Below are 18,619 nucleotides of genomic sequence, written 5' to 3' on the forward strand. Positions count from 1 at the left end.
CGGGCCTTTTAGCGATTGAGAAACTTATCCAGAAATTGCCGCGTGCGGGGCTGCTGAGGGTTGGCAAAAAGTTCTTTTGCCGGCCCCTGCTCTACAATCTTCCCCTGATCCATAAATATTGCCCGGTCGGCAACGTCCCGGGCAAAGCTCATCTCATGGGTGACGATAACCATGGTGCGCTTCTCTTCCGCCAGCTGGCGAATAGTGCTCAGCACCTCTCCCACCAGCTCAGGGTCAAGCGCCGAGGTTGGTTCATCAAACAGGATAACTTCCGGGCGCATCGCCAGGGCGCGGGCAATGGCGACACGCTGCTGCTGCCCGCCGGATAAACGGCGCGGATAGCTGGTTTCTTTCCCGCTCAGGCCGACTTTTACCAGTAGCTCGCAGGCCATAGCAATCGCCTGCTCTTTCGGCTCACCCTTAACGATGACCGGACCTTCAATTATGTTTTCCAGCACCGTGCGATGCGGGAAAAGATTGAAGTTCTGGAATACAAAACCCACCTGCTGGCGCAGTTCGCGGATTTTCTCTTTCTGTTTTGCCAACGGCCGGGCGGCGTCAATAACAATATCACCTACCTGAATCGTGCCGCTTTCCGGCTCCTCAAGCAGGTTGATGCTGCGCAATAGCGTGGTCTTACCGGAGCCGCTTGGGCCGATGATCGCCACCACTTCACCCGGCTTCACCTCGAGATCTATGCCGTGCAGCACGGTCACACCGTGGAACTTTTTCACCAGTTTTTTGATATCGATGGCGCTCATTTCGGCTCCCTGTCCTGGCGATTAAGCTGGTTTTCGAAATAATTTTGCAGCGAGGAGAGCACCGTCGCCATCACCCAATAAACCAGCGAGGCGGCAAGATACATAGTAAACACTTCCAGGGTGCGGGAGGTAATCAGCTGCGCCTGGCGGAACAGCTCCGGCACCTGAATCGTCGCCGCCAGAGAAGTATCTTTTACCAGGCTGATAAAGCTATTCCCGAGAGGCGGCAACGCCACGCGCAAGGACTGAGGTAAAATAGCCCTGCGCAACGCCTGCCCGCGCGTCATACCGATACTTGCAGCCGCTTCCCACTGCCCTTTATCAATGGACGAAATAGCCGCGCGCAGCGTTTCTGACGCATAAGCCGCGGTATTTAACGACAGGCCAATCATCGCCGATGGAATAGGATCCAGCTCGATGCCAAACTGCGGCAACCCGTAATAAATCATAAACAGCTGGGCGATGAGCGGCGTGCCGCGAAAAATCGACACATAAAAGCGCGACAACAGCGAGAACGGTAAAAACGAAGACAGGCGCATCAGCGCCAGCATAAAACCGAGGATCAGGCCGAAGAACATCCCGCCGATACTCAGCTCCAGGGTAAAAACTGCCCCTTTGAGCAGATAAGGTGCCGAGTCCAGCACCAGTTGCAGACTTTCTTGCATTATGGTTCCTGATTATCAAGTCTTGCCCTGCTCCGCCCTCTACAGGTGCGGATGATAGGCAAACAACGCGGGCGCGCCGCCGGTATGAATAAAGACTATCGGGCCCTGATCCTTAAATCTTTTTTGCGCCACGCCGTCGATAAGCCCGGCCATTGCCTTACCGGTATAAACCGGATCGAGCAGGATCCCTTCCAGCCTGGCAAGCAGTTTTACTGCCTCCATACCTTCATCGTTCGGCGTGCCGTAACCCGGCGCGAAATAGTCGTCCCACAGGATGATGTCGCTGGTAGCGCTGACCTCAAGAGACTGGGCAACCGCCTGCTGCAGGGCAATAACCTTTGGTTTCTGCTGCGCGACGGTTCTTGAAACCGTTACGCCAATAAGCTCTACGTCCGGCATCAGTTGCTCAAGGCCAACCGCGAGGCCCGCATGAGTACCGGCGCTGCCGGAAGCCACGACTACGGAGGACAGATTAACCGCGTCCTCACACTGCTGAGCAATTTCCAGCGCGCTTTCAACATAACCCAGCGCACCCAAGGCGTTAGAACCGCCAACCGGAATAACATAAGGGCGGAACCCCTGAGCTTCCAGGCGAACGGCAATCTCTTCAAGCTGCTTGTCCGGGGCGGTTAACGCCTCACACATTTCAACTTCAACATTAAACAAGTCGAGCAGCAGACGGTTACCGTTGGTCAGGTAGTTTGGCGCGCTGGTGCCGATAGGGTTTTCCAGCAGCGCCACGCAGTTTAAGCCCAGCTTAGCCGCTACCGCCGCAGTCTGGCGCACATGGTTCGACTGAATAGCACCCGCGGTGACCAGCGTGTCGGCACCTTCGCGCAGTGCGTCAGCCGCAAGGAACTCAAGCTTACGCAGCTTGTTGCCGCCCATAGCCATCGGCGTAACATCATCACGTTTAATATAGATTTCGCGGCCAAGATAATCAGAAAAGCGCGGCAGGTATTCCAGCGGAGTAGGCGCGCCGATAAATTCCAGACGCGGAAAACGCGTTAAATGATGCAGTGACATAGGGCCTCCTGAGCCGATATCGATATCCAGTTTCATTATGCACCAGACAAGCACGTTGCCCCGCCCCGGTAAATAAAAAAGGTGCTGAAATCAGCACCTTTTCACGGTGAGCGAACGCTATTTAGTCACGTCAGCGCCAAACCACTTATCGGAAAGCTTCGCCAGAGAGCCGTCTTTCTGCATCTCAGCGATAGCCGCATCGATGGCCTTCAGCAGATCTTCATTGCCTTTACGCACGGCAACGCCTGATTCCTGACGGGAGAATGCGTCGCCCGCTACCGCCAGCGTATCTTTAGTTTTCTTGACAAGATCCAGCGCGGCAAGGCGGTCAACCAGAATAGCGTCAATACGGCCTACGCGCAGATCCTGATATTTGGTTGGGTCATCATCATAGGTACGAATATCTACGCCCGGCACGTTTTCACGCAGCCACTGCTCGTAGTTAGTTCCGAGGCCCACGCCCACTTTTTTACCTTTCAGGTCAGCTGCGGTTTTAATGCCGCCTTCATTGCCTTTTTTAACCAGCGCCTGAATACCGGAAACGGTATAAGGCGTGGAGAAGTCGTATTTTTTCTTACGCTCTTCGGAGATAGTGACCTGGTTAATGACCACGTCGATACGTTTGGAGTCTAAAGATGCCAGCATGCCGTCCCATTTAGTGGGTTTCAGCGCCGCTTTAACGCCAAGATGCTGAGCCAGCTGCTCGGCAAATTCGACTTCAAAACCGGTGAGCTTGCCGTCATCGCCCTGGAAGCTGAACGGAGGATAGGTGCCTTCCAGGCCAACCTGCAGCGTGCCGCGCTCTTTGACTTTATTAAGAAGGTTTTCTGCCGCGAAGGTTTTTACGCTGGCGCCAGCCACCAGCGCCACTGCCAGTACGCCCATCAGCGCCTGACGCCCTGCCATTGCTAGTTTCATGTTTACCCCGATAATTTACATTTTTTCTAGTGTAGCGGCCCGGCCTGGGATATATCAAAACCAGTCCGCTACAACTTATGCAAATTTAGTATATATCGGAAGTTGCGCTAATTTCCTGACGCGGGATCGCATACCCCTGCACCTGAAATTGCCAATACTTTCGCAATGCAATGCGGTAGTTATTGGTGCTGGTTCTCGGCAACCAGGCATCCAGAGTTTCATCCAGCAGCCCTTGCGGCGAGCCGGGAAGCGGGACTTTATTCTCGCTTAAATGGTTGCCAAGGCGACGCAGGCGCACCACATACTCACGTATCGTCCCGTGGCTCATTTCGGTTTGCTCAAAGAGATATTGCTTGAAACCGATAATATCGAAGTAATTATTTTGTTCTTTGCAGTGCAAATCGCCACAAAAACGACACAGCGCAACCCATTCCTTCTGCTCGATAAGCCAGGTGGCCTCGTCAATTAAGGTATCCAGTTGAGCAATGGTGGCTTTATTAATAATGACCCCGCTACGCGTCAGCGTGATACGGTCAAGAAGCTTGCTGCAATGTGCACAATGTGTCTGGGTGTGTTTGAAATCTTTGAGATAGCGGCTTAATGGCCGTCTTTTTGACTGCTGCACCGTCATGATAATTCCCAGGTCGTCAGATAATTGTGCGGCACTCCTTACAACTTACCCAATTTGGTGCGCAAGCGCTTAATCGCCTGGCTATGCAGCTGGCTTACCCTCGACTCACCAACATCAAGCACCGCGCCAATCTCTTTAAGATTCAGCTCTTCCTGGTAATACAGCGTCAGCACCAGTTGTTCGCGTTCCGGTAAAGCTTCAATGGCTTCCATCACGCGCTGGCGCAAATTACTGTCCAGTAATTGCTGCAGCGGGTTTGCCTGCTGATGTTCCTCGGTGACCAGTTCGATACTATCGCCGTGCTCTTCACGCCACTCGTCATAAGAGAAGAGTTGGCTATTGTTTGTGTCGAGCAACATCTGGCGATACTCGTCGAGTGGGATCTCCAGCCGCTCCGCGACTTCCGTCTCGGTAGCGTTGCGCCCCAGCTCCTGCTCCAGTTGACCAATCGCCTGTGCCACGCCGCGGGCGTTACGCCTGACGCTTCGCGGCACCCAGTCACGGCTGCGCAATTCATCAAGCATCGCCCCACGGATGCGTTGCACCGCGTAGGTAGTAAATGCCGTTCCCTGCAGGGCATCGTAACGTTCGACTGCATTCAACAACCCGATGCCGCCTGCCTGTAGCAGATCGTCAAGCTCTACACTCGCCGGCAGACGTACCTGCAGGCGCAATGCTTCGTGACGCACAAGCGGTACATAACGCTGCCACAGCGAGTGTTTATCCATTACACCTTCAGCGGTATACAGTGAATTCACGATAAACAGCCCTGCGTTAATTGAGTTATCGGCATGATTATCCGTTTCTGGAGGGGTTTTAATCGTCAGAATAGTGGGTGAAATGGGGGGTTATTTGGGGGTTATGAAGAAATAAACCTCTCGGATTTTAGCCATAAGCTATGGCAAATCGTGTTCAGGCTTACTTAAAAGTATCAATTGGTTGTTAATTATTAACGCCACATACTATAGCTATTCCTTGCTAATTAAGCCGGACAATCTATCGTCCAAAAAAGATGGAAAAAAACCTTTTATTCCGGGCCTGAGCGCGCGCCCTTTTATCTTAAAGTGGTAAATATACGTGTTGTCTCTACGCGCCAAAAACTGGTTCCCATGCCTCCCGAGCCGGTTCGATTACAAGGCAGGTTACCCGCATGAAGATTTTAATTACGGCTTTAGGTTCAATGTCCGCCAACGCCGTGATAGATGCGTTGAGACGCGAATCTCATACCGTCATAGGATGTGATATCTATCCTGCCCACTGGCTTTATTGTTCCCAACGGGTTGACGCTTTCATTCAGGTCCCCCGCGCTACCGATGCCGAAGCCTATATTGAAAGCATCAATGCTATTTGTGGCGACCATGACATCGACCTGATTATTCCGCTTACCGATGTTGAAGTTGACGTACTTTCCCTGCACCGCACTCGGCTGCGCTCGCCTTCGGCTCTAACGCTGATGGACGCGGAGTCTATCGCTATTGCCAGGGACAAATTCGCCTGGAACCAGCGTTTTGCCGGCAACGATATCTTTCTGCCGCTGCCCTCGATACTGTTGGCCGACTACCGGCCGCAGGCGCTAGGCTTCCCGGTTATCCTCAAGCGCAGGGATGGCCGCAGCAGCGAAGGGCTTCGCCGTATTGAGACCGAAGTCGAACTGCTCGAACTCAGTGCCAGACTTAACGGCGACGACTGGATCGTGCAGCCATTTCTGGCAGGAGAGGTCCACGTTATCGATATTGTGCGCCAGCAAGAAACCGGCGCATGGGCAGGTATCGCGCGCAAAGAGCTGCTGCGTACCGCCAACGGGGCCGGGCTAACCGTTGAAATATTGCCAGACGACGCATTGGTTGCAAAAGCCGCCGCAGTCGCCCGGCTGCTGGATCTGAACGGCTGCATCAATATTGAATTTATGCGCCATGAGACTGGCGATTACCTGATGGACATTAACCCTCGCTTCTCGGCGGGAGTCGAGTTCTCGGTGATGGCAGGCTACGACATGATAATTAACCATATTCATTGCTTTACCCGTCAGCCAATCCAACCCTCTGTTGCGGTACAAAATGCCGTATTTACGCGCCACTACGTCGCTGAAAAATCAATTACAGGATAGAGAAAATGAGCCAAACCACCGAGCCAGCTAAGCTGATTACGGCCGAGGACTGGGACCAAAAATGGCAGGGAATTTTCGATCATTATCAGAATGATATTCGGCACGCCTACTATATTGATGCCGTCAGAAAGAGCCACGAAAAGCGCGTGCTTGAAATTGCCGCCGGCAGTTTTCGCGATATCGTGCAGCTGACAAAACGCGGCGTTGAAGGCCACGGCATCGACTTTTCACCCGAATCGGTGAGCCTGGCGAAAAAACTCTATCCTTCTTTGCAGGATCGTTTTTCCGTAATGAACGCCTTCAATCTGCAATACCCGGATAAGCATTTTGACCTGACCTACCACAACGGGTTCTGGGTACTGTTCTCGGACGAAGATATCCAGAAGATGGCTCAGGAGCAGGCGCGTATTACCCGCGGCAGAATGATTATCACCGTGCATAACGCCCACAACCAGTCGTTCGTGAACTACTTCAACTCTAAAAAAGAGAGCGACTCGCTGTTTAATATTCGCTTCTTTACCGTCGACCAGATGCAGGAGATCCTCGGCAAGGTCGCCAAAAAAGTAACTATCATTCCGGTGGGCAAAGGCAAAAAAACGCATGAAGACTGGCTCATCCGCCACGGCCTGCACAACCCGCTGTTGATAAACGGCATGTTTAAATGGTCCGGCGACCGCTATCTCGAGCGCAGCGAACGTTTGATGTGCATTGCCGAACTGTAAACAACTATTCGCCTCAGCAAAAAGGGCTCTGTCTTACGACAAAGCCCTTTTTTGTTATTCACTCCGCCAGCACGCTATGCCGCGGCGCTTTGCCCAAGGCTAATACGTCTTACCGCGGCGATAATACGCTGCTGCCCCTCTTCGCCCAGGTCAGGGAAAATAGGCAGGCACAGCACCTTCTGAGAAAGCTCATTGGCTACCGGCAAATGTTCCGGGGCGGAAGAAGGCAGATGCCGGTACATGGCAAACGAGCTGATGAGCGGGTAGAAGTAACGGCGTGAATAGATGCCCTCTTCTTTCAGGGCCTCATAAAGCGCATCGCGGCTAATCGGGAAGCGCTCATCCACCAGAACAGGATAATAGGAGTGGTTCCACTCAAAGTCGCTTTTCTGAGTATAGAACTCCAGCCCAGGAATACCGGCCAGCCCCTCGCAATAGCGCCGATAAATGTCGGCGCGGGCGCTTAATGCCCCGTCAATATGCTGAAGCTGTAGCAAGCCAAAAGCCGCCTGTACTTCATTCATTTTGGCGTTAATGCCCGGTGCAATCACCGTGGTTTCATCGGCAAAGCCAAAGTTTTTCAGGTAGTCGATGCGTTTTTTAGTTCTGGCATCCGGGCAGATAATCGCCCCGCCCTCGATGGTATTAAACACCTTGGTGGCGTGGAAGCTCAGAATAGACAGATCTCCGCAGTTAAGAATACTGGAGCCGTTTTGCTTCACGCCGAACGCATGAGCGGCATCATAGATAACCTTCAGGCCGTACGTGTCTGCGATGCGCTGAATTTTATCCACATCGCACGGGATGCCGTAGCAGTGTACCGGCATAATCGCGGTAGTTTGCGGGGTGATCAGAGCCTCGATAGAGTCCGCATCAATATTAAATGTCTGCGGGTCAATATCGGCAAATACCGGCGTCAGGCCATTCCACAGCAGGCTGTGTGAGGTGGCTACAAAGGAGTAAGGCGTGGTAATCACTTCGCCACTCAGCCGCAGGGTCTGGAATGCCGTCAGCAGCGCCAGCGTGCCGTTAGAGAATAGCGATAAGTATTTAACCCCCAGATAATCGGCCAGCGCCTTCTCAAGCTGCTGATGAAACGGACCGTTATTGGTGAGGTACTTATTGCCCCAAATTTGCTCGAGATACGGAATAAACTCTTCGAGCGGCGGCAGCAGCGGGCTGGTAACAAAGATATCTTTCATAGTGCATACACCTCAGCGTAGAGACGGCGGGGACGGCGAGTGCATCGTTACCCGCCGCGGCCACATCACTCCATTACGGTAAAAGTACGGGGCGCCTCGCCCGCGCAATAAATGCGCCAGGCCTCCTGCAACGCTCTCCCAAATGTGCCGGCAACGTTAAAACCGTCCTCCGTTTCCATCGGGATCCTGCCGCGCATCGTCGTACGTATTTCACTTAGCTCGGCAAAACGATCGCGCCAGCTAAGTGCTTTTTGGATGTAATCTTCCTCTGTGTAGGCGATAAACTCTTCCAGCCCGTGGATCCGCATAATGTCCACCCCCTGGCGGGCGGCCATGGTCGCGCCGCACAGCGTCAGAGTTGGCACGCCCATCCAGCAAGCATGGTTGCTGGTGGTGCCGCCGGAGTAAGGGAAGGCATCCAGCAAAATGTCGATTTCATGGTGATAGGCCAGGTAATCCACCAGCGAGGCTCTTCTCTTGAAAATCAGCCTCGACTCATCAATACCCAGCTGCTGCAACTTTTTCGTCATAGCCGCTACCATCTTGTCATCGTTCATAAAGCCAATGACAAACCGCGACTCGGGATACAGGGTCAGAATTTTGGCCCAGACCCTGAGGACTTCATCGTTGATTTTTTTCGGGCGATTAAAGCTGCCAAACGTAAGCCAGCCATTTTTAAGCGCCGGCAGCGGCTGAATATCCGGGCTTTGCGGATGGGGTTCGAAGAACTTACGCATCTCAATAAACATGATGCTTTCAGTCAGTTGCTGTTCGAGGTCGGCAGGCTGGGCAAGCGTCGCGGTCAGAATGCGATAATCCATGGTGCTCAGGCCGGTTGTCCCGGGGTAACCAATCCAGGAAATTTGCACCGGTGCCGGGCGTAGCGCAAACGCGGGCAGGCGGTTATCTGAAGTATGGCCGGAAAGGTCGAACAGAATATCTATGCGATCCTCATTAATCTGTTCGGCAAGCCGCCGCTGGCTCAACTTGTCAACATGGCGCCACAATACGGAACCGGCCCTAAGTGCTCGGTTACCTCGTCGCGAATGGGCGACACGCTGTAGCCCACCAGTTCAAAATGCTCGCGATTCAGCCCATCCCAGAATGGCTCCAGGAAATGGCTGACGGGATGTTTACGCAGATCCCCGGAGACAAAGCCCACACGCAGTTTTTTAGCCGGATCTTTTTCCCCGGCGTAAGAAAAATGCAGATCGCAGGCTTTGGCCCATTTATCCACCGCCTGCCCGTATTGCAGGTGTTTTTCAAACAGCTGTTCAGCCGTCACGTTGTGGTCGTGAGTCAGCACAAACAGCAGGCTGGTGAAGTACTCAAAATTGCCCGGCTCAAGCTCTATTGCCTTGTTAAGGAACCAGGCCGCCTCGTCGAGTTTTTGACTGTCGCTTAAAATCACCCCCATGGTCGCAAGATGAATGGCCTTAACGCCCTCACTGCGCAGGGAGGCTCGGGAACATTGCTCCGCCAGCGCCATCTCTCCGTGCTGATAATAGGAGTAGGCCAGGCTATGCCAGAAATTGACATTTTTGTCCTCGAGCCTTAATAACCCTTGTAAAACCACCCGGGCATGATAGTGATCGCTGGTTTTCTGAAATGCGGTTGCCAGGTCGTAATAAATATCCAGGCTGGAGAAGTAATAGCCCATCAGGCGACACAGCGCATTTATCGCGTCATCCCACTGATTGGACAAAATGCAGGTACGGGAATAGCAGCGTAACGCTGAGATATCCTCGGGATTATCGCTCAGTAATTGCTCAGAGCGCGCCTTTGCCTGCTGAAGATCTTTAGCCTGAATGAGCTGATTTATCTCATCATAAATATCGTCGCCGCTTTGTTCCGTACGCGGCACGTCATTAACATCCTCACTCAGGAGTCCGCCCCGATTGGTGGAAACGCTAAGCAGGAGTAAGGTATTCAGCAACTGCCGTAAATATTGAGTGTTTCCGGTACGCAGAAAAGATTGATAATGTTTTTTCCAGGCAAGGGGAGATCCCGTCAGCGCGCCTTTATTGCGCAGTGAGAGAAAACATTGCCACGCATCATCGCCGACACCGGCCATCCCGCCGCGCAAGTAGCACAGCTCTTCCGCCGTCAGAGTAAAGTCTTCGCCCCAATAATTTTGCAGCGTCAGCGCTTCACCCTTTTCCGCATCGAAAGATTCCGGCGGCACGATGGCGCTTAGCGTATCGTTTTCTGCCCTATTGTAGGCACCTGGTGATGCGCTCCAGTAAAGGCCGGAAGGCTGCTTAAGGTAGAGCTCCTTTAGCGTCGCCAGCACTTGCTCACGAACGTCGGCATGCTCTTCGGGCATACGGCAGTTAAAGACTAGCTGATCGACGCTCAGGCTGAGTGGCCATGCCGCGCCCAGCAGATCCAGCACCCGGAGCGTAACGGGATTGTCGCTACTTAACGCTTGCCCGCTGCCGCTGGTATGCCCTTTAACAATCTGAGCATTGTCATTGATTCTGCGCGTAAAGCTCCCCGACCAGTGAAGCGTTTCAAGGCTCGACAGATCGGGAAGCGGCGGAAAATGCGCCTCTTCCCGTGCGGCAGCCAGCAGGCTGAAACGTTCGCTACGTGATACGCTAAAATCCAGATATTGCTGAGCCGCTATCCGATCCTGCCCGGCAACCAGACCATGGAGCGTGGCAACTTTGTCACCGTAATAGCCCGGTAATTCATACTGCGGTACGGCATCTCCCGCATAACCGAAGCCCAGCTCATCGACTTTGCTATAAAACTCACTAAAGGTAAGCGGTTCAACGGCAGGCGCAAGGTAACGCAGAGTCAGCATTAAATCGCTCTCTCGCTCGGCCTCTTCAACACGCGTTTTTAGAGCACCCTGCGGCAACGTCATCGCCAGATAACTCAGCATGCCGCGCGCGGCGTTGACCTGTACCTCAGCATCGCTATTACCCCCACGCATGGCATGGTAGCTGAGAGCATCACGGATAGCCGCAGTGTCACCGGCTCCCGTCGAAGGGTACCAGTGCAGGCAGACAACGCCTGATTTGGAGAGGTTTTGGCGACACCACGTCAGCAGCGCTTCTTGCTCAGGAGCCCCGAGCAATGAGAAAGCACCGCGCACAATGATGTAATCAAATTCACCGCCTTCAATAGCCAGAATATCTCCCAGCCCCGCATTAAACAGCTCAACATTTGCAAGCCCATGCGCCAGCGCACGCCGCTGCCCCACGGCAATACTGGCCTCATCAATATCAATGCCAATAACAATGCTTTCCGGGCACGCATGCGCATGGGCCACAATGCCCTGCCCCTCACCACAGCCAAGCTCAAGAATACGCGCACGCTCGGGCGCCACCGCAGGCAGATGGTAGAGGTGGGCCGCGCACTGAATGGCCGCGGGAGAAATATTGCGATCCGGGTAATACTGACTCACGTTACGCTATCCATTATTTTCAGGAGAAATGACCTGGGGTCAGCCGATTAATGCGCTGTAGTTTTCCAGCAGCGAAGATTTGTATTCTCTGTAGGCCTCGCTTTCCTGCCGGGACTTACCCAGCACCCAGCAAAATGCATCTTCACCGTGCCCGGCATCCGCCAGTTTGCTGATTGCTTCACGGCCGATTGCCATTTTTTCCATAGCGCTAAGTTCATTTTCTGCCGCGGCAAGAGCTATCTGATCGAGGAACCATTCGGCGTTATTGTTTTGCAGATTGATATCGATAAACCGCGCGACGGTCGCAAGATATTTCGCCGACGGCTCGCCGCCTTCGCTATAGATAAACGCCGCCAGAATGGACTCCCAGAACGGGGCATTTTCATCCCAGGTCAGCAGCAGATCTTTCGCTTCAAGGGTCTCTTTCAAAGCTGACCACGGTTTTCTTACCAGGCTATCGGCATCCAGCAGCAGAACAGGAGAAGCTATTTTTTTCAGGGCATGCGGTAAGAAGACCAGGCGACGGCTGGCGTAATGCACTTTGTCCGCCTTGCCCGTCCTGAACGCTTCGCTACTCAGCGAAATACCCAGCTCGGGCATTGCCTCACGCAGCCCGGAAATCTGCTGTTCCAGTCCGGCGTCACAGTTATAAATGTGGAAGTGAACGTTAAGCTCGCTGCGGTTGGTATTAAAGATTGAGAGCAGCAAAGACAGGCCGTGCGCCGAGAAATAGGCTTTGTCGCAGCCGACCAGAACGGTTGTTTTGCTATTGTTCGCCGGTTCAATCAGCCATTGGTAGCGTTCGCTATCCGGCCGGCAGAGCGTGTCTGCCAACGGGCGAAAATCGATAAATGAATCCGGGCAGCCACCGAGCCGATAGAGAGCCGAAACCACCATCAATAACGTCATAGGATCTTCGCCAATAAGCTCCATATTTCCGGTGAGCTGCTCAATAATGACATAGGCCTGATTAAAATCTTCTTCCATCAGGCAAACCAGCAGCAGGATTTTCAACGCCACCGGAGATTCGCTAAGCTCGGAAAGGTTATTGGAGATCAGGAAAATCGCAGAGCTAATTTCATTAATGCGGAACAAGACCTGAACGCCAGCAACCAGATAGTTTTTATTGCCGTCGAGCTTCAGGGCTTCAACAATATAATGAGTTATTTTCTCAATTTTATCGGCATCGACAGGCTCCGGATTAGCATGCTGATGCATATCCAGCGCTGAATTCGAGAGGATAATAGCCCCCATCATTAGCTTCAGCGCCCTATCCTGTTCCGGATTCAGCCCGGTCTGAGCAAGGGTTAATTTGTCGTTCAGGGAGGCAAAATCAGGGTTGGCGAAATTAAGGACTTCAGTCACCAACCACGCGGGCAAAACATCCGCTTCCGGCAGGAAAATAGTGCGGGTAAACAGATCGCGGTAATATTGTTGCAGCGCCCGGGTGCGAGAGAAACTGTTCATAACTGTCCTTTGATGTGCATTTTTTTGCCAGACCGGTGATTGTCTGATGCTAGCATTCGCACGGCAGGCATAATGAGCAGAACAAAACTGAAATTAGCGCCTTATCCTTCATATTAAAAAACGGCGGTCGGCGGCTATTTTCGACAAAAACAAAAAAAGGCTGCTGTTTCCAGCAACCTTTCTTGTAGCAGTCTGCGAAATTAACGCAGCAGGGACAGCATTGCCTGTGGAACCTGGTTTGCCTGGGACAGTACGGAAGTACCAGCCTGCTGCAGGATCTGCGCGCGGCTCATGTTGGAAACTTCGGTCGCGTAGTCAGCATCCTGAATACGGGACTGTGCAGCAGACAGGTTGGTGATGGAGTTGTTCAGGTTGTTGATAGTGGATTCGAAACGGTTCTGAATCGCACCCATGTTAGAACGAGCTTCATCGATTTTTGCAATTGCAGCATCAGCAGCAGAAACAACAGCCTGTGCAGTAGTGTGGTCGGCGATTGCAGTGCTCAGGCCGCCGTCCAGGCTAGCGGAAGAAGCGGCGATCAGCGCGTTGCTGCCGATAACGATGGTGTCGTTAGAGGTGGTGTTAGCGCCAACCTGAATGTTCAGACCGGTGCTGCCTACGGAACCGTCCAGCAGTTTTTTGCCGTTGAAAGAAGCACCGCCAGCGATACGGTCGATTTCGGACAGACGCTGGGTGATTTCAGTCTGGATGGATTTCAGGTCAGTGGTACCGTTGGTGTCGGTAGCAGCCTGCAGAGACAGCTCACGGATACGCTGTAAGTTGGTGTTGATCTCGTTCAGGTTACCTTCAGCGGTCTGAACCAGAGAGATACCGTCGTTAGCGTTACGAGCGGCCTGAGTCATACCCTTAACCTGGGAAGTCATACGGTTGGCAATCGCCTGACCAGCAGCATCATCTTTTGCGCTGTTGATACGCATACCGGAAGACAGACGCTCGATAGCGGTACCCAGTGAGTTCTGAGATTTGCTCAGGTTGTTCTGAGTAGTCAGGGACAGCAGGTTAGTATTGATAACTGACATAGTTTTAATTCCTTAAAAATTGGGTTTAGGTTCGGTGCCTAACACTCACGGCGTCTCTCACCGTCAACAAGGTTATCGACGCCCTCAGTTCCAACTTTAGAAATAATCACAGAAAAAATATCAACCCTTTGAATTAAAAGAAAAATTAATATCAATATATTCTTTTTTCTTTCGTTTATACCTGCATTTCCCTCCGCCGGTTTATATCAACAGGCGGAAATGAAAATAAATACTCCCCGGCCTTCTGATGCGAACCGACTACTCTATTAATGAAGACATACGCTTCGACAATCGGCTTATAAGACTAATTCCCACCCGGCTATTCGACTGATTATTTTTTTCAACTGGCAGTAAACTTTTCGTCCAGTCCGCCGATAAGTAGTGTAACTACCAGCGACTTAAAGGAAGACATCAATGGCATCGATCTCTAGCCTTGGAGCAGGCACGACCCTGAACCTCCAGGACACATACGATAAGCTTTACGCGGCAGAACAGACTAAATTAACGATTTTTGATACCCAGACCAAAACGTATCAGGCTCAGTTTAGCGCCTTCGGTCAATTAAAAACGGCGATATCGGGTCTGGAAACGGCGACCGCTGCGTTAACAAAAAGCGGCGCACTGCTGGCAACATCCGTCAGCAGCACCAACACCGCATTCAGTGCCACAACCACCAGCGATGCGATTCTGTCTGACTATACGGTTAACGTACAGCAGATGGCGAAATCCCAGGTGCTGATGAGCGGTAGCATTGCCAGTAACACCGCGCAGCAAGGAGCGACGACCGGTGGAACACGGACAATCACCATTACTCAGCCAGGGACAACGACCCCGCTGAACGTGACGCTGTCCGACTCGGATACCTCGCTGAACGGTATCGCCAAAGCCATTAATGCGGCCAACGGGAACGTTTCCGCTTCCGTGGTTAAAGCAAGCGACGGTGATTACCGCCTGATGCTCTCCTCCAAGAGCACCGGCGTGCAGTCTGACATGACCGTCACCGTGACCGGCGATGACAAACTTCAGGGCGTTATTGGCTACAACTCGGCCAGCAAATCCGGCGCGTTAAATGAGCAAACGCCGTCGCAGAATGCCAAAGTACAGGTCAACGGCGTCGTCATTGAACGCCAGAGCAACACCATTTCCGACGCCATGCCGGGTGTGACGCTGAACCTGAAAGCAAAAAGCACGGCTGACGAGACGCTCAGCGTTACGCGTACCAGCGATGCCAGCAAAAAGGTTATTAATGACTGGGTTAAAGCTTATAACTCCCTGCAGTCAACCATTGCCAGCGTCACCAAGTATGTGAAAGTTACCGCAGGTAACGCCCAGGACCCGAATAACGGCGCACTGGTCGGAGACAGTACGGTTCGCGGCATTCAGGCCGATATTCGCAGCATGCTGACCAACGTTCAGGCTGGCGATTACAGCATCATGGCTCAGCTTGGCGTTAGCCAGGATCCGGTTCTGGCTCCAGACGGCTCCAGCGTGCTGAAAGTGGATGATGCCAAGCTGACCAAAGCGTTGACGGATAACCCGCAGGGCGTGATCAACTACTTTGTTGGCGACGGTAAAACCACCGGTTTTGCTACCCAGTTGGATACCAAGCTGAACAACATGCTGAGTACCAGCTCAATCAATGCCGGCGTGATTAAAAATGCGCAGGATGGCCTCACTTCAACCCTGAAGACCGTGGCTGACCGTAAGCAGGATATGAGCGACAGTATTGACGCCACCATGGCACGTTACAAGGCACAGTTTACCTCTCTGGCAAACCTTGTCAGCAAGATGACCAATACGGGGAACTACCTGACGCAGCAGTTCACCAAAAGTTAAGGATTTAATATGTACAAGAGTTCTGGTGTACAAGCCTATCAACAGGTCGGTCTGGAAAGCGCCGTTATGAGTGCCAGTCCACACCAGCTCGTGGTGTTGTTGTTCGACGGGGCACTCAGTGCCCTTGTGCGGGCGCGCCTGTTTCTGGAGCAGGGCCAAATGGCCCCCAAAGGCGAGGCGCTCTCCAAAGCCATTAATATTATTGATAACGGACTGAAAGCAGGTCTGGATATGGAGATCGGAGGGGAATTGCCCGTTAACCTTGCGAATCTTTATGACTATATGGTGCGGCGTCTCCTGCACGCTAATTTGCGCAACGATGTCGACGCAATCAGCGAAGTAGAAAGGTTGCTCGCCAATATTGCGGATGCATGGAAACAAATAGGCCCTTCTCCCTCTACACTTCAGGATGCTATCTGATGAATGATTTCATCTCATCCCTAAATGAATGGTATGCCCTTCATGCCCTCAGTCAAACCATGCTTGACCTTGCTCATTCTGGAAAGTGGGATGAGTTGATAGAACAGGAAGTGAAATACGTTCAGCTGGTGGAGGCGATTGCCAATAATCCTATTGCCCAGGCCAGCAACAGAAGCCAGGAAGAAGCGAAGGGACTGCTGGATATGATCCTCGCGAATGAAAACCAGATCAAAGCGCTGCTGCACGGTCGGCTTAGCGAACTGCGCGACCTTATCGACCAAAGCGGCCGCCAGAAATCGCTCAACAACACCTACGGATTTCTTTCCGGCAATGTTTTAATGCCCAGCGATTTAAATCAGTAAACCTGCCTGTTTTCGCTTCTTACTCCATACTCCAGAGGTCAGCTAAATGACTTCTGGAGCACGGATGATATGAAGAACCCCACCCTGTTACAGTTTTTCCACTGGTATTCCCCCGGCGACGGCAGTCTGTGGCGCGAAGTTGCGGACCGTGCAGGCAGCCTCAGCGACATCGGCATCAATATGGTTTGGCTCCCGCCCGCCTATAAAGGCAGCTCTGGCGGCTATTCCGTAGGCTATGACAGCTACGATCTTTTCGACCTCGGTGAATTCGACCAGAAAGGCAGCGTGCCGACCAAGTACGGCGATAAGGCCCAACTGCTGACGGCGATTCAGGCCCTACGTGATAACAACATTGCGGTGCTGCTGGACGTGGTGGTGAACCACAAAATGGGCGCCGATGAAAAAGAACAGGTGCGGGTTAACCGGGTCAACGAAGAAAACCGCAACGAAATTTCGGAAGAAGTCATAGAATGCGAGGCCTGGACTCGCTACACCTTCCCCGCCCGCGCCGGGCAATACTCGCAGTTTATCTGGGACTACAAATGCTTTAGCGGCGTTGACCACATTGAAAACCCGAACGAAGACGGCATCTTTAAAATCGTCAACGACTACACGGGCGAAGGCTGGAACGACCAGGTGGACGACGAGCTTGGCAACTTCGACTATCTGATGGGCGAAAACATTGATTTTCGCAACCACGCGGTCACCGAGGAGCTGAAATACTGGGCGCGCTGGGTAATGGAGCAAACAGGCTGTAATGGCTTCCGGCTGGATGCGGTAAAACACATTCCGGCCTGGTTCTATAAAGAGTGGATTGAACACGTACAGCAGGTTGCCGCTCAGCCGCTATTTATCGTTGCCGAATACTGGTCACACGAGGTCGATAAACTCCAGGAATACATCGCCCAGGTCGAGGGCAAAACCATGCTGTTCGACGCGCCCCTGCAAATGAAATTTCATGAGGCCTCCCGCAAGGGCCGCGATTACGACATGAGCCAAATTTTCACCGGCACCCTGGTGGAAGCCGACCCGTTCCATGCCGTCACCCTGGTTGCCAACCACGATACCCAGCCGCTGCAATCCCTCGAAGCTCCGGTGGAGCCGTGGTTTAAACCACTGGCCTATGCGCTGATCCTGCTGCGTGAAAACGGCGTGCCCTCGGTATTTTACCCGGACCTTTTTGGTGCTCACTATGAGGATGAAGGCGGAGACGGCCAAAATTACCCGATTGAGATGCCGGTTATTGAACAGCTGGACGACTTGATTCACGCCCGGGAACGCTTCGCCCACGGCGTACAAACGCTGTGGTTCGATCACCCCAACTGCATCGCTTTCAGCCGCAGCGGAACCGATGAAGATCCGGGCTGCGTGGTGGTCATGTCTAACGGGGATAACGGCGAGAAAAACCTGACGCTGGGCGAAAACTTCGGCGGGAAAAACTGGCGTGATTACCTCGGCAACCGCGAGGAAACAATCTCCACCGACCAGAGCGGCAGCGCAACCTTCACCTGCAACGGCGGAAGCGTCAGCGTTTGGGTGCTGGAGGATGTTCTGTAGCGTTATCTCACCGGCCCCCTCCCATCGCCACATCAGGAAGAGGGGTCGGATGAGGGCTTACTCTTTGGGCAGCTTGCTGTCCAAAGGGTTTTTAGCGAGGAAATCAGCGCACTCTGTCGTCAAACGATCAACGCGCTTCAAAGTCATTCCGGCGTACTCCAGCGTGTCGCCGTCGCGCTCTATAGCGTAAATCTCACGTTTTACGGTCACGTTGCTAAGCTCGCCGGAAAGCTTTGTCAGCTTGCCCGGCAGGGCAATCACACGCTGCCACTGGCGGCAATCGAGAGTATCGCCGTCGGCGGTAACCACCAGCGAAGCAATCGCCTCCGGGCTAACCAGCTTGCTCTGCGGTCCGTTCGACTGCCAGTAGCCCGCCAGCCCTGCCGGAGCCGGCTCACGAACGACTTGCTTATAATCTCTGACCTCGGCGCAGCCGCTCAGAGCTACCAGCGCTGCCAAAAGTAAAACCTTCTTCATCGTCTATCCTGAC

18 protein-coding genes are annotated in these 18,619 nt (G+C 53.0%); 6 read left to right on the plus strand and 12 right to left on the minus strand.

Annotation, left to right across the window (positions count from 1 at the left end):
- Positions 1-8: 8 nt before the first annotated feature.
- The 6 genes from tcyN to fliA all read right to left on the minus strand — a co-directional run bounded on the left by tcyN (position 9) and on the right by fliA (position 4,759).
- The gene (gene tcyN / locus HMPREF0201_RS12370; RefSeq protein ID WP_016537020.1) at positions 9-761 is read right to left on the minus strand and encodes an L-cystine ABC transporter ATP-binding protein TcyN; all 753 of its coding nucleotides are present in this window, start codon (positions 759-761) and stop codon (positions 9-11) included.
- A complete protein-coding gene (tcyL, locus tag HMPREF0201_RS12375; RefSeq protein WP_016537021.1) occupies positions 758-1,426 on the minus strand; it encodes a cystine ABC transporter permease in 669 nt (222 codons plus the stop codon). The genes tcyN and tcyL overlap by 4 nt, the downstream gene beginning before the upstream one ends.
- Positions 1,427-1,465: 39 nt before the next feature.
- Positions 1,466-2,452, minus strand: a complete 987-nt coding sequence (gene dcyD, locus HMPREF0201_RS12380) for a D-cysteine desulfhydrase (protein ID WP_039899346.1) — start codon at positions 2,450-2,452, stop codon at positions 1,466-1,468.
- A gap of 117 nt (positions 2,453-2,569) precedes the next feature.
- The gene (gene tcyJ / locus HMPREF0201_RS12385) at positions 2,570-3,370 is read right to left on the minus strand and encodes a cystine ABC transporter substrate-binding protein (protein WP_016537023.1); all 801 of its coding nucleotides are present in this window, start codon (positions 3,368-3,370) and stop codon (positions 2,570-2,572) included.
- A gap of 85 nt (positions 3,371-3,455) precedes the next feature.
- Entirely contained in the window at positions 3,456-4,001 is a 546-nt protein-coding gene (fliZ, locus tag HMPREF0201_RS12390) for a flagella biosynthesis regulatory protein FliZ (protein WP_016537024.1), read from the minus strand.
- A 38-nt stretch (positions 4,002-4,039) separates the two neighbouring features.
- A complete protein-coding gene (gene fliA, locus HMPREF0201_RS12395; RefSeq protein WP_039898361.1) occupies positions 4,040-4,759 on the minus strand; it encodes an RNA polymerase sigma factor FliA in 720 nt (239 codons plus the stop codon).
- 392 nt (positions 4,760-5,151) lie between these two features.
- Between fliA and HMPREF0201_RS12400 the strand changes: the two genes are divergently transcribed.
- The gene (locus HMPREF0201_RS12400; protein WP_016537027.1) at positions 5,152-6,108 is read left to right on the plus strand and encodes an ATP-grasp domain-containing protein; all 957 of its coding nucleotides are present in this window, start codon (positions 5,152-5,154) and stop codon (positions 6,106-6,108) included.
- Between the two features lie 5 nt (positions 6,109-6,113).
- Positions 6,114-6,830 carry a class I SAM-dependent methyltransferase gene (locus tag HMPREF0201_RS12405; RefSeq protein WP_016537028.1) on the plus strand — a complete coding sequence of 239 codons (717 nt, stop codon included), beginning with the start codon at positions 6,114-6,116 and terminating at the stop codon, positions 6,828-6,830.
- A 74-nt stretch (positions 6,831-6,904) separates the two neighbouring features.
- Here the strand turns inward: HMPREF0201_RS12405 and HMPREF0201_RS12410 are convergent, their stop codons facing one another.
- The 5 genes from HMPREF0201_RS12410 to HMPREF0201_RS12425 form a co-directional block, all read right to left on the minus strand.
- A complete protein-coding gene (locus HMPREF0201_RS12410) occupies positions 6,905-8,032 on the minus strand; it encodes a DegT/DnrJ/EryC1/StrS family aminotransferase (RefSeq protein WP_016537029.1) in 1,128 nt (375 codons plus the stop codon).
- A gap of 65 nt (positions 8,033-8,097) precedes the next feature.
- Positions 8,098-9,039 (minus strand): O-linked N-acetylglucosamine transferase, SPINDLY family protein, encoded by a 942-nt coding sequence (locus HMPREF0201_RS23370; RefSeq protein ID WP_244878511.1) that lies wholly within the window; start codon positions 9,037-9,039, stop codon positions 8,098-8,100.
- Entirely contained in the window at positions 9,015-11,447 is a 2,433-nt protein-coding gene (locus HMPREF0201_RS12415; RefSeq protein ID WP_016537031.1) for a class I SAM-dependent methyltransferase, read from the minus strand. Before HMPREF0201_RS12415 ends, HMPREF0201_RS23370 begins: the two co-directional genes overlap by 25 nt.
- Before the next feature lie 39 nt (positions 11,448-11,486).
- Entirely contained in the window at positions 11,487-12,914 is a 1,428-nt protein-coding gene (locus HMPREF0201_RS12420; protein WP_016537032.1) for a hypothetical protein, read from the minus strand.
- A gap of 200 nt (positions 12,915-13,114) precedes the next feature.
- Positions 13,115-13,954 (minus strand): flagellin N-terminal helical domain-containing protein, encoded by an 840-nt coding sequence (locus tag HMPREF0201_RS12425; RefSeq protein WP_016537033.1) that lies wholly within the window; start codon positions 13,952-13,954, stop codon positions 13,115-13,117.
- 414 nt (positions 13,955-14,368) lie between these two features.
- Here HMPREF0201_RS12425 and fliD point away from each other — a divergent pair, with 414 nt between their 5' ends.
- The 4 genes from fliD to amyA all read left to right on the plus strand — a co-directional run bounded on the left by fliD (position 14,369) and on the right by amyA (position 18,129).
- A complete protein-coding gene (gene fliD, locus HMPREF0201_RS12430; RefSeq protein WP_016537034.1) occupies positions 14,369-15,790 on the plus strand; it encodes a flagellar filament capping protein FliD in 1,422 nt (473 codons plus the stop codon).
- Positions 15,791-15,799: 9 nt separating this feature from the next.
- Positions 15,800-16,210, plus strand: a complete 411-nt coding sequence (fliS, locus tag HMPREF0201_RS12435; RefSeq protein WP_016537035.1) for a flagellar export chaperone FliS — start codon at positions 15,800-15,802, stop codon at positions 16,208-16,210.
- Positions 16,210-16,572 (plus strand): flagella biosynthesis regulatory protein FliT, encoded by a 363-nt coding sequence (gene fliT, locus HMPREF0201_RS12440; protein WP_016537036.1) that lies wholly within the window; start codon positions 16,210-16,212, stop codon positions 16,570-16,572. The genes fliS and fliT overlap by 1 nt, the downstream gene beginning before the upstream one ends.
- 69 nt (positions 16,573-16,641) lie before the next feature.
- A complete protein-coding gene (amyA, locus tag HMPREF0201_RS12445) occupies positions 16,642-18,129 on the plus strand; it encodes an alpha-amylase (RefSeq protein WP_016537037.1) in 1,488 nt (495 codons plus the stop codon).
- A gap of 57 nt (positions 18,130-18,186) precedes the next feature.
- Here the strand turns inward: amyA and yedD are convergent, their stop codons facing one another.
- Entirely contained in the window at positions 18,187-18,606 is a 420-nt protein-coding gene (yedD, locus tag HMPREF0201_RS12450; protein ID WP_016537038.1) for a lipoprotein YedD, read from the minus strand.
- Positions 18,607-18,619 lie beyond the last annotated feature (13 nt).

It is taken from the genome of Cedecea davisae DSM 4568 (genome assembly GCF_000412335.2).
Classification (GTDB): Bacteria; Pseudomonadota; Gammaproteobacteria; order Enterobacterales; family Enterobacteriaceae; genus Cedecea; species Cedecea davisae.

Coding starts and splice junctions, on each gene's coding strand:
- tcyN (WP_016537020.1), bottom strand. CDS start 761: ATGAGCGCCATCGATATCAAAAAACTGGTGAAAAAGTTCCACGGTGTG.
- tcyL (WP_016537021.1), bottom strand. CDS start 1,426: ATGCAAGAAAGTCTGCAACTGGTGCTGGACTCGGCACCTTATCTGCTC.
- dcyD (WP_039899346.1), bottom strand. CDS start 2,452: ATGTCACTGCATCATTTAACGCGTTTTCCGCGTCTGGAATTTATCGGC.
- tcyJ (WP_016537023.1), bottom strand. CDS start 3,370: ATGAAACTAGCAATGGCAGGGCGTCAGGCGCTGATGGGCGTACTGGCA.
- fliZ (WP_016537024.1), bottom strand. CDS start 4,001: ATGACGGTGCAGCAGTCAAAAAGACGGCCATTAAGCCGCTATCTCAAA.
- HMPREF0201_RS12400 (WP_016537027.1), top strand. CDS start 5,152: ATGAAGATTTTAATTACGGCTTTAGGTTCAATGTCCGCCAACGCCGTG.
- HMPREF0201_RS12405 (WP_016537028.1), top strand. CDS start 6,114: ATGAGCCAAACCACCGAGCCAGCTAAGCTGATTACGGCCGAGGACTGG.
- HMPREF0201_RS12410 (WP_016537029.1), bottom strand. CDS start 8,032: ATGAAAGATATCTTTGTTACCAGCCCGCTGCTGCCGCCGCTCGAAGAG.
- HMPREF0201_RS12420 (WP_016537032.1), bottom strand. CDS start 12,914: ATGAACAGTTTCTCTCGCACCCGGGCGCTGCAACAATATTACCGCGAT.
- HMPREF0201_RS12425 (WP_016537033.1), bottom strand. CDS start 13,954: ATGTCAGTTATCAATACTAACCTGCTGTCCCTGACTACTCAGAACAAC.
- fliD (WP_016537034.1), top strand. CDS start 14,369: ATGGCATCGATCTCTAGCCTTGGAGCAGGCACGACCCTGAACCTCCAG.
- fliS (WP_016537035.1), top strand. CDS start 15,800: ATGTACAAGAGTTCTGGTGTACAAGCCTATCAACAGGTCGGTCTGGAA.
- fliT (WP_016537036.1), top strand. CDS start 16,210: ATGAATGATTTCATCTCATCCCTAAATGAATGGTATGCCCTTCATGCC.
- amyA (WP_016537037.1), top strand. CDS start 16,642: ATGAAGAACCCCACCCTGTTACAGTTTTTCCACTGGTATTCCCCCGGC.
- yedD (WP_016537038.1), bottom strand. CDS start 18,606: ATGAAGAAGGTTTTACTTTTGGCAGCGCTGGTAGCTCTGAGCGGCTGC.